Raw genomic sequence first — 13,790 nt, 5'->3', positions numbered from 1 at the left:
GATTGTCTGATAAATTGTTAAAGAGCAGTGCAACCAGCGGGTTAACCGTCTGTTGCGAGGTGGCGTATATTACGCTTTCCTCCTTCAGAGTCAACTTCTTTTTCAGAAGTTTTTCTCCGGCGAAAACTCCGGGGAGTTCTCTGCTGAACACCGCGTTACGTAAGCCGTTGTGCCGTGTCAGTGGAGGCGCATTATAGGCAAATATTTTGGGCTGGCAAGGGGGTAATTCAAAGAAACTTCTCAACCGCTCACTTTCCAGGCAAACCGTCGCAGAAACCACCAATCCGGCCCGTTTCAGAAACAAAAAACGGGCATTACGCCCGTTTTTAACAGAGACAGCCTTACTGATGTGCCGTAATGACGTCGTCTTTGACATCCATTTCTATCACTTTTCCCGGAACCAGTTGCCCGGAAAGGATCTGCTGTGCCAGCGGATTCTCTATCTGTTGCTGGATAGCGCGTTTCAGTGGACGCGCACCGTACACCGGATCATAACCGTTCTCACCCAGCAGCTTGATCGCGGCATCAGAGATATGCAGCTGATAACCGCGATCCTCCAGACGTTTGTACAACCGTTGCAGCTGAATCTGTGCGATAGAGGCGATGTGTTTTTCACCCAGAGGATGGAACACCACCACCTCATCAATACGGTTAACAAATTCAGGACGGAAGTGCTGTCCTACCACACCCATGACAACCCCCTTCATTTCGGCGTAGTTCAGATTGCCGAAACGTTCCTGAATCAGATCGGAGCCCAGGTTCGAGGTCATGATTACCACCGTGTTGCGGAAATCAACGGTGCGACCTTGCCCATCCGTTAACCGGCCATCATCCAGCACCTGCAGCAGGATATTGAAGACATCGGGATGCGCCTTCTCTATCTCATCCAGCAGAATCACCGAATACGGACGACGGCGAACCGCCTCGGTCAGATAGCCGCCCTCTTCATAGCCAACGTAGCCCGGAGGTGCCCCCACCAGCCGCGATACCGAGTGTTTCTCCATAAATTCAGACATGTCGATACGGACCATCGCATCGTCACTGTCAAACAGGAAGTTAGCCAGCGATTTACACAACTCGGTTTTACCCACACCCGTTGGGCCGAGGAACAGGAATGACCCGACAGGACGGTTTGGATCGGCCAGACCCGCACGGCTACGACGAATGGCATTGGACACCGCTTCGACGGCTTCATCCTGTCCGATAACGCGCGAGTGGAGCTCCTGTTCCATTCGCAGCAGTTTGTCTCGCTCCCCTTCCATCATGCGGGCAACCGGAATACCGGTCCAGCGCGCCAGCACATCGGCAATTTCCACATCTGTCACGCGATTGCGCAGCAGCTTCATGGTTTTGCCTTCAGACTGGGTGGCAGAAGCCAGTTGTTTTTCCAGCGCCGGGATTTTGCCGTACTGCAGCTCAGACATCTGCGCCAAATCACCAGAGCGACGCGCCTGCTCAAGCTGGAGGCGTGCCTGTTCCAGCTCCGCTTTAATATTCTGCGTACCGGTTAATGAGGCTTTTTCCGCTTTCCACTCTTCTTCCAGCTCAGCATATTCACGCTCTTTCTGATTCAGCTCCGCTTCGAGCATCTCCAGACGTTTCACGCTGGCATCATCAGACTCTTTCTTCAGCGCCTGCTGTTCCAGTTTCAACTGAATAATGCGCCGCTCCAGTCGATCCAGTGCCTCTGGTTTGGAGTCAATCTGCATACGAATGCTGGATGCCGCTTCATCGATCAGGTCAATCGCCTTATCGGGTAACTGACGATCGGCGATATAGCGGTGAGAAAGCGTGGCCGCCGCAACGATAGCCGGGTCAGTAATCTGTACATGATGGTGCAACTCATAGCGCTCTTTTAACCCGCGCAAAATGGCGATGGTATCTTCAACGCTTGGCTCTGCGACAAACACTTTCTGGAAACGACGCTCCAGTGCCGCATCCTTCTCAATGTACTGGCGATATTCATCCAGCGTGGTGGCACCGACGCAGTGCAGCTCACCACGTGCCAGTGCCGGCTTCAGCATATTACCGGCATCCATTGCGCCGTCCGCTTTGCCTGCGCCCACCATGGTATGTAACTCATCGATAAACAGGATGACGTTGCCTTCCTGTTTGGCCAGGTCGCTGAGTACGCCTTTCAGGCGCTCCTCGAATTCACCCCGGTATTTTGCCCCTGCCACCAGCGCGCCCATATCCAGCGCCAGTACACGGCGACCTTTCAGCCCTTCCGGCACTTCGCCATTGATAATGCGTTGGGCCAGCCCTTCAACAATGGCGGTCTTACCTACGCCGGGCTCACCGATTAACACAGGGTTATTTTTAGTACGGCGCTGCAATACCTGGATGGTACGGCGAATTTCCTCATCACGACCAATCACCGGATCCAGCTTGCCTTTCTCGGCACGCTCAGTGAGATCGATTGTGTATTTCTTTAACGCCTGACGCTGATCTTCAGCACCCTGATCGTTCACGTTGTCACCTCCACGAAGTTGTTCTATCGCTTTGGTGAGCTTGTCGTTAGTGGCACCCGCAGACTTCAGAATGTCTGCCAGCGAGCCACGTGAATCCAGGGCTGCCAAAACAAATAATTCAGATGAGATAAAGTTGTCATTGCGCTTCTGTGCCAGCTTGTCGCACAGATTAAGCACTCTGATCAGGTCGGCAGAAGGTTGCACGTCGCCGTCGCTGCCTTCCACCTGGGGCAGACGATCGATAGCCTGGTCAATCTGCGTACGCAGAGAGGCCACATCTATGCCGGTAGAGGACAACAGCGGAGCGACCGATCCCCCTTCCTGTTTGAGCAGTGCGCTCATCAGATGCAAAGGTTCGATAAACTGGTTGTCGTGTCCCAATGCCAGAGACTGCGCGTCGGAGAGAGCAAGTTGAAATTTATTAGTAAGACGATCCAGACGCATAATTCCTCCCATTACAGGTCAAATGCTACTGGAGATTAAAATGAGGTCATCCCTCAAGTTTTCAAGGATAATGACCTGAGATATGAGTAAAAAATGCACTGCCTGGATCGTCTTATGGCGTAAGACTATAACAGCCAAATTAAAGTTGCCATACGCCCGGTGATCCCGTCCCGACGGTAGGAGAAGAAATTGTCGGGTTCACTGAAGGTGCAGCGTGAATCTGCACTGACAGACTGGACCCCTGCGGCCTGCAGGCGTTGTCGGGCCAGATGCCAGATATCGGCAAAAAATTTATCTCCGACGGGGCGGAATGCATCCGCCGCACGCGGATCAATGTCCATGAATGCACGACGAACCTCCGCGCCGACTTCAAAAGCATCAGGACCGATCGCCGGCCCCAGCCAGGCATGAATTCTGTCGGGCGGCGCCTGAAACTGCGCCAGCGTATTTTCCAGCACGCCGCCACAAAGCCCACGCCATCCGGCATGTGCAGCGGCCACTTCACGCCCATCGTCAGAACAAAACAGCACGGGCAGGCAGTCAGCGGTCATCACAGCACAAACTACGCCCGGCTCACGCGTCATGCAGGCATCGGCTTGCCGCGGCTGAGGATCCATGCGGGCAGAGAGATGTTCAACGTCAGTTGAATGCACCTGATTCAGCCATTGCGGCATCGCGGGCAACGCCGCAAGCGAGACCAGTCGCTCACGGTTAGCACGAACATGTTCTGCTTTATCACCGACATGGCCCCCGAGATTCAGCGAGCACCAGTTTCCCTCACTGACGCCACCGTGGCGTAATGTCGAGACAGCTCGCACCTGCGCTGGCGCAGGCCATTTTGGGATAATCAGACTCATAACCAGTCCAGTTGATCCTTGAACATCTCTGTGTCGGCTTTCAGCGCGTCAATCAGATCGATCATATCCTGCGGAATGGCCGCATGAAACTCCATCTCAATACCCGAGATAGGATGATAAAGACGGAGCATCGTGGCGTGCAGTGCCTGACGATCAAAACCGCGTAAGGTCGCGATAAATTCTTCAGACGCGCCTTTTGGCGGACGCGGCCGACCACCGTAGAGCGGATCGCCCACCAGCGGATGATTAATATGCGACATATGCACGCGAATCTGGTGCGTACGGCCGGTTTCCAGTCGCAGACGAAGCCGCGTATGGGCGCGGAAATGCTCCATAATGCGATAATGGGTCACAGCGGGTTTACCCATTGGATGCACGGACATATGCGTACGTTTCGTCGAGTGACGGCTAATCGGTTCATCCACCGTTCCCCCCGCCGTCATGGTGCCAATGGCCACCGCCTCATATTCACGCGTAATTTCACGACGCTGCAGGGCATCAACTAAATGCGTCTGCGCCGGTACGGTCTTCGCCACCACCATCAAACCGGTGGTGTCTTTATCCAGACGATGGACAATCCCCGCACGCGGAACGTCCACAATGGCGGGATAGTGATGCAGTAGTGCATTCAGTACCGTACCGTCGGGATTTCCCGCCCCAGGATGAACAACCAGGTCACGTGGTTTATTGATGACGATAATATCTTCGTCTTCGTATACGATATCCAGCGGGATGTCCTGGGGTTCCCAGCGCTGCTCCTCTTCGATCTCTGCATCAATCGTGACGCGCTCGCCGCCAAGCACTTTCTCTTTCGGCTTATCAATGACAGTGCCGTTAACACTGACGCGCTGGTTGAGAATCCACTCTTTTATGCGGGAACGTGAATAATCAGGGAACAATTCCGCCAAAGTCTGATCTAAACGTTGTCCGAGTTGTGACTCGGATACCGTTGCGGTGAGTTGAACTTGTTGTGCCATATACAGCTTCTTCGTTAACGTTGGGTTTTACGGCGATGCCGTTTAATATAATGTGCTATCGTACCTGGTCATTACCGGGAGCTATACGGACAGCTTCCGCCATAACATTTTGAGGATAATCACTTCGTCATGACGCGTATGAAATATCTGGTGGCTGCAGCCACACTGAGCCTGGCACTTGTTGGTTGTTCCGGCTCAAATGACGCGGTACCGGACAACCCGCCTTCTGAAATCTATGCTACAGCGCAACAAAAGCTGCAGGACGGTAACTTTAAAGCGGCGATTAAGCAACTGGAAGCGCTGGATAATCGTTACCCGTTCGGTCCCTATTCGCAGCAGGTTCAGTTGGATTTGATCTACGCGTACTATAAAAATGCCGATCTGCCCATGGCGCAGGCGGCGATCAGTCGCTTTATGCGTTTGAATCCTACGCACCCTAATATCGATTACGTCATCTATATGAAAGGTCTGACGGATATGGCGCTGGACGATTCAGCATTGCAGGGCTTTTTTGGCATTGACCGTTCGGACCGTGATCCTACGCATGCGCGCGATGCTTTCCGCGACTTTGCACAGCTGCTGCGCAGTTACCCGAACAGCCAGTATGCCGCTGATGCTTACAAGCGTCAGGTCTTCCTGAAAGATCGTCTGGCTAAATATGAACTCTCGGTGGCGCAATTCTATACCAAGCGCGGGGCTTATGTCGCGGTCGTTAACCGTGTTGAAGGCATGATGCGCGATTATCCTGATACGCAGGCGACCCACGACGCGCTTCCGCTGATGGAAAATGCCTACCGTCAACTGCAGTTGAATGCAGAGGCCGATAAAGTGGCAAAAATTATCGCCGCCAATAACGGTTAATCAGCCTTCCTTTCCCGAAACAAAAAAAGCAGCCCTGAGGCTGCTTTTTTTGCGCACAGAACAGGCAATATTGACACGTTGCCGCTGAGCTAACCTGTCAACAATGCCTTGTTAATGCCCTGGCTTCAAGCCTTTTCGACCACATTCTCGCCCTTTCTCACAATTTGCCCTGGTTGACAAAAAGTGACATTTTTTTGTGATCAAAATCACACAAATACAGAATTATCGCGCTATGCTGGATCTATTCCGACGGCAATCACAGAGAGGTAAGCATAATGATCGTGAACATTACCAGTAAGCAAATGGAAATTACTCCAGCCATCCGTGAACACGTCGAAGACCGCCTTGCCAAGCTTGAGAAATGGCAAACTGACCTGATTAATCCGCATATCGTCCTGTCGAAAGAGTCCAAAGAGTTTGTGGCAGACGCGACCATCAACACACCAAACGGTACCCTGGTCGCCAGTGCCAAACATGACGACATGTACACCGCTATCAATGATTTGATCGGCAAACTTGAGCGCCAACTCAATAAAGTCCAACACAAACCTGAAGCGCGGCGTGCGGCCAGCAGCGTGAAAGATTTCACGCCAGCAGCCGAAGAGTAGCCTCATCCCCGCTTTTCTGACGCGCCTCCGGGCGCGTTTTTTGTTGACAGCTTTTCGTGAGTACGGTTACTCTCAGGTCAGCTCAATTTTGGAATGCCTCATGAAAATACTGTCGTTTTTCTTCGCTTTCTTTTTTACCTTCCCCTGAACGGGAGGCCATTCGTCGTGTAAAAAGAAAGCGAAGACGAACAACAAAGCCTCCCAATCGGGAGGCTTTTTTATTGGATAGCTTACAGGTGAGCCTTATGACCCCGGACAATCCGCTTCTGGCGCTGCGTGAAAAAATCAGCGCCGTGGACGAAAAACTACTGACGTTACTTGCCGAACGGCGTTTGCTGGCTGTGGAGGTGGCAGAAGCGAAACTCGCCACCCATCGTCCTGTCCGTGATATCGAACGTGAGCGCGCGCTGATCGAACACCTTATTGTGCTGGGCAAAAAGCATCAGTTAGATGCGCATTACATTACCCGTCTGTTTCAGTTAGTCATTGAAGACTCCGTGCTGACACAGCAGGCATTGCTGCAAAAGAACCTGAACCATCCGCATGCACAGGCTGCGCGCATCGCGTTTTTAGGGCCAAAGGGCTCTTATTCTCATCTGGCTGCGCGACAGTATGCTGCCCGCCATTTCGACAGCATGGTGGAATGCGGTTGCCTGAAATTCCACGACATTATTAAACAGGTTGAGAACAACGCGGCAGACTACGCTGTCCTGCCCATCGAAAACACCAGTTCCGGCTCCATCAATGATGTTTATGACCTGCTTCAACAGACCAATTTGTCGATTGTCGGTGAAATGACGTTGCCCATTGAGCACTGCATGCTGGTGAGCGGCCCGAGCGACCTGGAACAAATCGAAACGGTTTACAGCCACCCACAGCCTTTCCAGCAGTCCAGCCACTTTATCAACCGTTTTCCACACTGGAATATTGTTTACACAGAAAGTACCGCCGCCGCGATGGAAAAAGTGGCCGCGCTCAACTCGCCGAAGGTTGCGGCTATCGGCAGTGAGGCCGGAGGTGAGCTTTATCAGTTACGCGTGCTTGAGCGCCATCTGGCTAACCAGCAGCAGAACCATACTCGCTTTATTGTTCTGGCACGCAAACCTATTGATGTCTCCGATCAGATTTCGGCCAAAACCACGCTGATCATGGCAACCGGTCAACAGGCAGGTGCACTGGTTGACGCCCTTTTGGTCCTGCGCCAGCACAATCTCATCATGAGCAAGCTGGAATCCCGTCCAATTAACGGCAATCCCTGGGAAGAGATGTTTTATCTGGATGTGCAGGGTAATTTGCAGTCTGAGAAAATGCAGCAGGCACTGGAAGAACTTCGCGCCATGACGCGTTCACTGAAAGTTCTTGGCTGCTATCCCAGTGAGAATGTGATTCCTGTGGAACCCAAGCAATAGAAATGAAAAAGGCATCCGGTTGGATGCCTTTTGCTTTTAAGGACGGCTGTCGTTAGCCGATCGCAGTAAGCTTCTGCTTTCAACCAAAAAGCGTTTTGCGTGATCGCCAAACCAGGCCTCAACCCGATTGAAGCTGGCGATAAAGGCGTGCTTATCGCCTTGTTCCAGCAAAGCAATCGCTTCGCCAAATCGCTGATAATACCGCTTGATAAGATTCAGGTTATTTTCAGACGACATGATGATATCCGCATAGAGCTGGGGATCCTGAGCAAACAGGCGCCCAACCATTGCCAGCTCCAGCCGGTAGATAGGCGATGACAACGCCAGCAGTTGGTCAAGATTGACGTTCTCTTCCGCCAGATGCAGCCCATAAGCAAACGTCGCAAAATGGCGCAGGGCCTGAATAAAGGCCATGTTCTGATCGTGCTCTTCCGCACCGATACGATGAAGGCGCGCGCCCCAGACCTGGATCTGCTCCAGAAACCACTGGTAGGCTTCCGGTTGTCGCCCATCACACCAGACCACAACCTGCTTGGCCAGGCTGCCGCTGTCAGGCCCAAACATTGGATGCAGACCCAATACTGGCCCGCGATGTGCGGCCAGCATCGCCTGCAAAGGGCGATGTTTAACCGAGGCAAGATCCACCAGAATGCAGTCATCCGGCAAGGGAGGAAGCCGGTTAATCACCGCCTCTGTCAGATGAATAGGGACACTGATCATCACCATACCGGCATCCGCCAGCAATGTATCCGCCTTGTCCCAGTCATCTTTGTCCAGCGTCTTTACCACATAGCCAGACAACGTCAGCATTTTATTGAACAGGCGCCCCATCTGCCCTTCACCGCCGATAATCACGATTGGGCGAAGCGCAGGACACAATGTTTTAAAACCTTTATCGTTTTCGCTGGCGTAAGATTCACGCATCACCCGGCGTAATACGTCTTCGATCAAGTCCGCAGGAACACCGAGGGCCTCAGCTTCTTTACGACGCGACGCCAGCATCGATGCTTCACGTTCAGGGACATAGACCGGCAAACCATGGCGGCTTTTCACTTCACCCACTTCAGCGACCAGTTCCAGACGTTTTGCCAGCAGATCCAGTAAAGCTTTATCTACCGTATCAATTTGTTCACGTAATGCGTTTAGTTCCGCGACCATTACCTATCAGACCTCGTGTGAAAAACGCGCCGCCAGCGCCCCTTGTAGCTCATGATGCATGCCACGCAGTAAATCTTCGGTAACCTGCCAGTTAATGCAGGCATCCGTGACGGAAACACCGTACTTCATCTCGCTGCGCGGCTGCTCAGAAGATTGGTTGCCTTCATGGATGTGGCTTTCCAGCATCAAGCCAATAATTGAGCGGTTACCTTGTTTGATTTGCGCAACGGCAGATTCCGCTACACCGGGCTGACGGCGGTAATCTTTATCGGAGTTACCATGGCTGCAATCTATCATTAAGGCCGGACGGAGTCCCGCTTTTAGCATGGCGGCTTCGCACTGCGCCACATCTTCAGGGCTGTAGTTGGGCGCTTTTCCTCCGCGTAAAATGACGTGGCCATCCGGGTTACCCTGCGTTTGCAGCAGGCAGACCTGGCCCGACTGATTGATCCCGACAAACCGATGAGGCATCGCCGCCGCACGCATGGCATTAATCGCGGTGCCCAGGCTGCCATCAGTCCCGTTTTTGAAGCCAACCGGCATGGAGAGTCCTGACGCCATCTCACGGTGCGTTTGTGATTCCGTTGTACGCGCACCGATCGCCGACCAGCTGAAGAGATCGCCCAGATACTGTGGGCTGTTAGGATCCAGCGCTTCCGTAGCTAAAGGCAGGCCCATGTCGACCAGATTAACCAGCAATTCACGTGCAATGTGCAGCCCTGCTTCCATATCAAATGAGTTATCCATGTAAGGATCGTTGATCAACCCCTTCCAGCCAACGGTTGTGCGGGGTTTCTCAAAGTAGACGCGCATAACAAGATAGAGTTGATCACTCACCGTTTCGGAAAGGGTTTTTAAACGACGCGCATAATCAAGAGCGGCTTCTGTGTCATGAATAGAGCAAGGACCGCACACCACTAACAGGCGTGGATCGCGACCGGCAATGATATCGGCAATGGTCTGGCGCGATGCCGCGATTTGCGCCTGCTGCGCAGGGCTTAACGGAAACTTGGTTTTCAGCTCTTCAGGGGTGATCAACACTTGTTCATTCGCAATGTGAACATTGTTTAGCGCGTCTTTTTGCATCTTGCTGTCCTTTACACTCATTTATGCGTTTACAGGATCCTCACAGAGGATGTGGCACTACTGTACCATAACTGATACACGCAACAATGCTGGATGTACACTTTATTTACCACTACCCATAAAAGCCTTGGCAAAATAAATTAAATACCAATAAAAACAATATATTAACAAAAAAAAATGAACTCAAAAGCCGCTGGATGTGTAAACTTTAATATACACAAAAGAATTTTACGTGGCGGTATCGCCTGTTAAGATAAGCGCATTCCCACAGAGAGGCAGAAATATGGTTCAGATCCCACCAACAATCCGGCTACGTCCTTTTCAGTTAAACGATGTCGAGGCATTTACCGCGGCGGTAAATGCCTCACTTGATACCCTTTTGCCCTGGATGAGCTGGGCACACGAAAACTATCAGCCTCATGAGGCCGAAAGCTGGATTCGCTTTACCCACTTACAACGGGCGGTACGAGAATCAGAAGAGTTTGCGATTGTGGATGCGCAGGATCGTCTGTTAGGCGGTGCTGGTTTTCGTTTTGCCAGCGAGCCGGGCGCGTTGTGTTCCCTCGGTTACTGGGTGCGCAGCGATGCACAGCGCCAGGGCGTGGCTACGCAGGCGGTGAAGTTATTACTGGAATTTGGCTTTGCGCGGCCGGATGTGCAGACAATCGAACTGCTGGCGGTGGAGAACAACTATGCCAGCCGGCGAGTGGCAGAAAAAAGCGGTGGGCGCTTTATCGATTACCGTTATGGCTTAATTGTCCTGGACAGCGGGCCAGTAAACGCGGCGATCTATCATTTTCAGCGCCCCTGATGTCAGGTCAGCCGGGCGTTCTCAGAGGCTATAAGCCTCAACATAAGCGATAAGCCAGTCGTCAACGGTCATGCTTTCATTTGTCCGCCAGACAATAACCATGCCGTACTCAATCCGGTCCAGTTCGAATGCGCGTAACTCTCTGTAAAAATGACTATAACCTTTAATAAATCGCCCATCGCAGGATTCCACATCGACGCGTTGGTAAACGACCTTGCCCTCATAGTCAAAATAACTGAAGCCGATCTCTTTCATGTTCAGCCAGGGCATATCCACATCGACTAACGGGATATGCGGCTTAACTGCCGTGGCTTTCTGCTTCTTACGCGCCATTTCCTTTCTGTGTTCACGGCCAGCCCAGACAATGATGAGGTTCAGCGCCACCAGAATCAGGGCCGGACCATATAATCCAATGGCGAGAAACAGGGGAAACAACACGAACACCATGAGGGACCACAGCACGGTCAGAATGCGGCAAAGCCATAGATTGCTGTTGCCTTCCAGCGCATAGCGGGCTGAACGAAATGAGGCGATGGAAAGTAAAAATCCAGAAAGAAAAAAAAGAGCGTCCTTCACAACCTGTCCTTATGATAATGCGCACCTTCCCGGGCAACCCCTCTCATGGGCGAGACGATGAAAATCGGGGAGGCAATATTTATGCAGCCGCTCATGACAGCGTGCTTTTATTTTGCAGTACGGCCCTGTCTTCAACGCGCGAACGGCGGGACACATGTTACCTGAAAACACCGGCAGAGACGCCATCCCTTGCTGACGGGAGTGATCGTGATCGTCCTTCACGCCGGGATTCGTCATCCTAAACGACAATCAGCCCTGTCAGGCCGACAGACCCGGACTGCGGGCTGCATCGGGTAAGTCTTTTCTGTAAAAGCGTTTCTCTGGCAATAAAAAAAGGGGCTGGCATGCTGCCAACCCCTTGTTTGCTATTAACTTTTAGATGTCGCGTTAGCGATACCTTAGCTAAGACGCTCTTTGATACGAGCAGACTTACCAGTACGCTCACGCAGGTAGTACAGTTTGGCTTTACGCACAGCGCCACGACGTTTAACAGCGATGCTGTCAATTACCGGAGAGTGAGTCTGGAAGACACGCTCAACGCCTTCGCCGTTAGAAATTTTGCGAACAGTGAATGCAGAGTGCAGACCGCGGTTACGAATAGCGATAACCACGCCCTCGAATGCCTGCAGACGTTTTTTAGAACCTTCAACGACCCATACTTTCACTTCCACGGTATCACCCGGACGGAAGGAAGGTACGTCCTGTTTCATCTGCTCTTGTTCAATTTGCTTAATAATGTTGCTCATAATTAAATCTCTTATCCTGGGTAAACTGATAGTCAGGGAAGATTACTCTTCCGCATCATCGTTTTGTTGCTGGTGTTCCTGTTGGAACGCCTTAAGCAACCTTGCTTGCTCTTCAGTCAGAGCCAGGTTTTCCAGAAGTTCAGGTCTTCTCAGCCAGGTACGGCCTAGCGACTGTTTCAGGCGCCACTGGCGAATATCGGCATGGTTGCCCGACAGTAATACTGGCGGAACCTCCATTCCTTCTAACACTTCAGGTCGGGTATAGTGTGGACAATCCAGCAATCCCTCCGAGAACGAATCCTCATCGGCTGACGCCTGCTTGCCGAGTACTCCCGGAATGAACCGGGCGACTGCGTCAATCATCGTCATTGCGGGCAGTTCCCCACCGCTGAGAACGTAATCACCGATTGACCATTCTTCATCAATTTCGGTCTGGATTACGCGCTCATCAATCCCTTCATAGCGGCCACAAACAAGAATTAACTTGTCGCGTGACGCCAGTTCGCAAACGCCCTGTTGGTCCAGTTTGCGCCCCTGAGGTGAAAGATATATCACCCTGGCACCCTCTCCCGCCGCTGCTTTCGCTGCGGAGATGGCATCCCGTAAAGGTTGTACCATCATCAGCATTCCCGGTCCGCCACCATAAGGACGATCGTCCACAGTACGGTGCCGGTCGTGCGTGAAGTCACGTGGACTCCAGCTTTGAACGCTGAGCAGGCCATTTTTTACTGCCCGGCCAGTTACCCCGTAATCGGTAATAGCGCGAAACATTTCTGGAAACAGGCTAATTACACCAATCCACATTGTTTTCGCCGTTACGTTACCGTTTGATTCGGAGATCAAAAACCAGGATCCCAATCTACTTCAATAAGGCCAGTAGCGAGATCGACTTTCTTGATAACCTGTTCATCAAGAAACGGAATTAACCGCTCCTGTACACCAAACGCATCTTTCAGGTTTGCCTTCACGACGAGAACGTCGTTCGAACCGGTTTCCATCATATCGATGACTTTACCCAGCTCGTAGCCTTCAACGTTGACCACCTTGCAACCCATCAGGTCTTTCCAGTAGTACTCACCGTTTTCCAGCGCAGGCAGTTGCGTCGAGTCGACCTGAATTTCGCAATTGGTCAACTGTGCCGCCGCATCCCGATCGTCAATGCCTTTGACTTTAATGATCAGGTCCTGATTGTGGTGCTTCCAACTATCCAGTTCCACCTGCTGCCATTTACCGGCGCGCTGGATAAACCAGGGTTGGTAGTCAAAGATGCTTTCAGCGTCTTCAGTGGAGGAAAACACTTTGAGCCAGCCGCGAATGCCGTATGCAGCGCCCATTTTGCCCAATACAATCGGGTTAACAGGTGCCTGTGCGGCAAGTTGTCTGCTCATGCTCACCACCGTGACAGATTAAGCTGCTTTCTTTGCTTCTTTGATCAGCGCGTTAACGCGATCAGAAAGCGTTGCGCCCTGGCCAACCCAGTGCTCGATACGATCCAGATCCAGACGCAGTGCTTCAGCCTGACCAGAAGCGATCGGGTTGAAGAAACCTACGCGCTCAATGAAGCGACCGTTGCGTGCATTGCGGCTGTCAGTAACGACGACCTGATAGAACGGACGCTTTTTAGCGCCGTGACGTGCCAAACGAATTGTTACCATAACATCCTCTTCAGTTAATAAAACACCCGGCCCCCATCGAGGAACGGGGTCCGGGTGCTGTATAAAAAGCCCGAAAATTTTACTCATTTTGGCGCAAAAAGCAACCTAAACTGAGCCATCCCAGGCTTTTT

The 13,790-nt window shown here is 52.1% G+C and carries 16 protein-coding genes and 1 other annotated feature; of the genes, 5 read left to right on the top strand and 11 right to left on the bottom strand.

Features of this window, described 5'->3' with window-relative positions; all coding sequences use genetic code 11:
* The 4 genes from C7434_RS22050 to rluD all read right to left on the bottom strand — a co-directional run.
* A partial coding sequence (locus C7434_RS22050; protein WP_208295868.1) for a hypothetical protein occupies positions 1–376 on the bottom strand: 376 nt, incomplete at its 3' end.
* Complete coding sequence (gene clpB / locus C7434_RS16670; RefSeq protein WP_033739502.1) at positions 342–2,915, bottom strand: ATP-dependent chaperone ClpB; 2,574 nt, start codon at positions 2,913–2,915, stop codon at positions 342–344. The genes C7434_RS22050 and clpB, both read right to left, overlap by 35 nt.
* Before the next feature lie 125 nt (positions 2,916–3,040).
* A complete protein-coding gene (gene yfiH / locus C7434_RS16665) occupies positions 3,041–3,772 on the bottom strand; it encodes a purine nucleoside phosphorylase YfiH (protein WP_133745665.1) in 732 nt (243 codons plus the stop codon).
* Positions 3,769–4,749: a 23S rRNA pseudouridine(1911/1915/1917) synthase RluD gene (rluD, locus tag C7434_RS16660; RefSeq protein ID WP_006120699.1), complete on the bottom strand. Its 981-nt coding sequence runs from the start codon at positions 4,747–4,749 to the stop codon at positions 3,769–3,771. The genes yfiH and rluD overlap by 4 nt, the downstream gene beginning before the upstream one ends.
* 129 nt (positions 4,750–4,878) lie before the next feature.
* Here rluD and bamD point away from each other — a divergent pair, with 129 nt between their 5' ends.
* The 4 genes from bamD (at position 4,879) to pheA (ending at position 7,627) form a co-directional block, all read left to right on the top strand.
* Positions 4,879–5,610, top strand: a complete 732-nt coding sequence (gene bamD / locus C7434_RS16655) for an outer membrane protein assembly factor BamD (protein ID WP_006120700.1) — start codon at positions 4,879–4,881, stop codon at positions 5,608–5,610.
* Positions 5,611–5,885: 275 nt separating this feature from the next.
* Positions 5,886–6,218, top strand: a complete 333-nt coding sequence (raiA, locus tag C7434_RS16650) for a ribosome-associated translation inhibitor RaiA (protein WP_006120701.1) — start codon at positions 5,886–5,888, stop codon at positions 6,216–6,218.
* A 99-nt stretch (positions 6,219–6,317) separates the two neighbouring features.
* Positions 6,318–6,441 (top strand) — a sequence feature (Phe leader region).
* Positions 6,319–6,366 (top strand): hypothetical protein, encoded by a 48-nt coding sequence (locus tag C7434_RS22045; protein ID WP_193750318.1) that lies wholly within the window; start codon positions 6,319–6,321, stop codon positions 6,364–6,366. (Overlaps the previous feature by 48 nt.)
* Before the next feature lie 22 nt (positions 6,442–6,463).
* A complete protein-coding gene (gene pheA, locus C7434_RS16645) occupies positions 6,464–7,627 on the top strand; it encodes a bifunctional chorismate mutase/prephenate dehydratase (RefSeq protein ID WP_033739505.1) in 1,164 nt (387 codons plus the stop codon).
* Between the two features lie 36 nt (positions 7,628–7,663).
* Here pheA and tyrA read toward each other — a convergent pair whose 3' ends face one another.
* Together tyrA and C7434_RS16635 are read right to left on the bottom strand one after the other, a co-directional pair.
* Positions 7,664–8,785 carry a bifunctional chorismate mutase/prephenate dehydrogenase gene (gene tyrA / locus C7434_RS16640; RefSeq protein WP_033739507.1) on the bottom strand — a complete coding sequence of 374 codons (1,122 nt, stop codon included), beginning with the start codon at positions 8,783–8,785 and terminating at the stop codon, positions 7,664–7,666.
* Between the two features lie 6 nt (positions 8,786–8,791).
* Positions 8,792–9,871 (bottom strand): 3-deoxy-7-phosphoheptulonate synthase, encoded by a 1,080-nt coding sequence (locus C7434_RS16635; protein ID WP_033739508.1) that lies wholly within the window; start codon positions 9,869–9,871, stop codon positions 8,792–8,794.
* A 283-nt stretch (positions 9,872–10,154) separates the two neighbouring features.
* On the opposite strand from C7434_RS16635, the gene C7434_RS16630 reads away from it, so the two are divergent.
* Positions 10,155–10,682 (top strand): GNAT family N-acetyltransferase, encoded by a 528-nt coding sequence (locus C7434_RS16630; RefSeq protein ID WP_033739509.1) that lies wholly within the window; start codon positions 10,155–10,157, stop codon positions 10,680–10,682.
* Between the two features lie 21 nt (positions 10,683–10,703).
* Here C7434_RS16630 and C7434_RS16625 read toward each other — a convergent pair whose 3' ends face one another.
* The 5 genes from C7434_RS16625 to rpsP form a co-directional block, all read right to left on the bottom strand.
* The gene (locus C7434_RS16625; RefSeq protein ID WP_033739511.1) at positions 10,704–11,258 is read right to left on the bottom strand and encodes a hypothetical protein; all 555 of its coding nucleotides are present in this window, start codon (positions 11,256–11,258) and stop codon (positions 10,704–10,706) included.
* 398 nt (positions 11,259–11,656) lie between these two features.
* Positions 11,657–12,004, bottom strand: coding sequence for a 50S ribosomal protein L19 (gene rplS, locus C7434_RS16620; protein ID WP_006120707.1), 348 nt, complete (start codon positions 12,002–12,004; stop codon positions 11,657–11,659).
* Between the two features lie 42 nt (positions 12,005–12,046).
* Complete coding sequence (gene trmD / locus C7434_RS16615) at positions 12,047–12,808, bottom strand: tRNA (guanosine(37)-N1)-methyltransferase TrmD (protein WP_050504850.1); 762 nt, start codon at positions 12,806–12,808, stop codon at positions 12,047–12,049.
* Positions 12,809–12,843: 35 nt separating this feature from the next.
* Positions 12,844–13,392 (bottom strand): ribosome maturation factor RimM, encoded by a 549-nt coding sequence (gene rimM / locus C7434_RS16610; protein ID WP_006120709.1) that lies wholly within the window; start codon positions 13,390–13,392, stop codon positions 12,844–12,846.
* Between the two features lie 18 nt (positions 13,393–13,410).
* Positions 13,411–13,659: a 30S ribosomal protein S16 gene (gene rpsP, locus C7434_RS16605; protein WP_033739514.1), complete on the bottom strand. Its 249-nt coding sequence runs from the start codon at positions 13,657–13,659 to the stop codon at positions 13,411–13,413.
* Positions 13,660–13,790: the final 131 nt, after the last annotated feature.

This window comes from Pantoea sp. PNA 14-12 (assembly GCF_004364735.1).
Lineage (GTDB): Bacteria > Pseudomonadota > Gammaproteobacteria > Enterobacterales > Enterobacteriaceae > Pantoea > Pantoea stewartii.
This window is presented reverse-complemented; position numbering and strand designations above follow the sequence as displayed.

What these genes read in the sequence shown, in the direction of transcription:
- clpB (WP_033739502.1), bottom strand. Translation starts at nt 2,915, where the DNA reads ATGCGTCTGGATCGTCTTACTAATAAATTTCAACTTGCTCTCTCCGAC.
- yfiH (WP_133745665.1), bottom strand. Translation starts at nt 3,772, where the DNA reads ATGAGTCTGATTATCCCAAAATGGCCTGCGCCAGCGCAGGTGCGAGCT.
- rluD (WP_006120699.1), bottom strand. Translation starts at nt 4,749, where the DNA reads ATGGCACAACAAGTTCAACTCACCGCAACGGTATCCGAGTCACAACTC.
- bamD (WP_006120700.1), top strand. Translation starts at nt 4,879, where the DNA reads ATGACGCGTATGAAATATCTGGTGGCTGCAGCCACACTGAGCCTGGCA.
- raiA (WP_006120701.1), top strand. Translation starts at nt 5,886, where the DNA reads ATGATCGTGAACATTACCAGTAAGCAAATGGAAATTACTCCAGCCATC.
- pheA (WP_033739505.1), top strand. Translation starts at nt 6,464, where the DNA reads ATGACCCCGGACAATCCGCTTCTGGCGCTGCGTGAAAAAATCAGCGCC.
- tyrA (WP_033739507.1), bottom strand. Translation starts at nt 8,785, where the DNA reads ATGGTCGCGGAACTAAACGCATTACGTGAACAAATTGATACGGTAGAT.
- C7434_RS16635 (WP_033739508.1), bottom strand. Translation starts at nt 9,871, where the DNA reads ATGCAAAAAGACGCGCTAAACAATGTTCACATTGCGAATGAACAAGTG.
- C7434_RS16630 (WP_033739509.1), top strand. Translation starts at nt 10,155, where the DNA reads ATGGTTCAGATCCCACCAACAATCCGGCTACGTCCTTTTCAGTTAAAC.
- rplS (WP_006120707.1), bottom strand. Translation starts at nt 12,004, where the DNA reads ATGAGCAACATTATTAAGCAAATTGAACAAGAGCAGATGAAACAGGAC.
- trmD (WP_050504850.1), bottom strand. Translation starts at nt 12,808, where the DNA reads ATGTGGATTGGTGTAATTAGCCTGTTTCCAGAAATGTTTCGCGCTATT.
- rimM (WP_006120709.1), bottom strand. Translation starts at nt 13,392, where the DNA reads ATGAGCAGACAACTTGCCGCACAGGCACCTGTTAACCCGATTGTATTG.
- rpsP (WP_033739514.1), bottom strand. Translation starts at nt 13,659, where the DNA reads ATGGTAACAATTCGTTTGGCACGTCACGGCGCTAAAAAGCGTCCGTTC.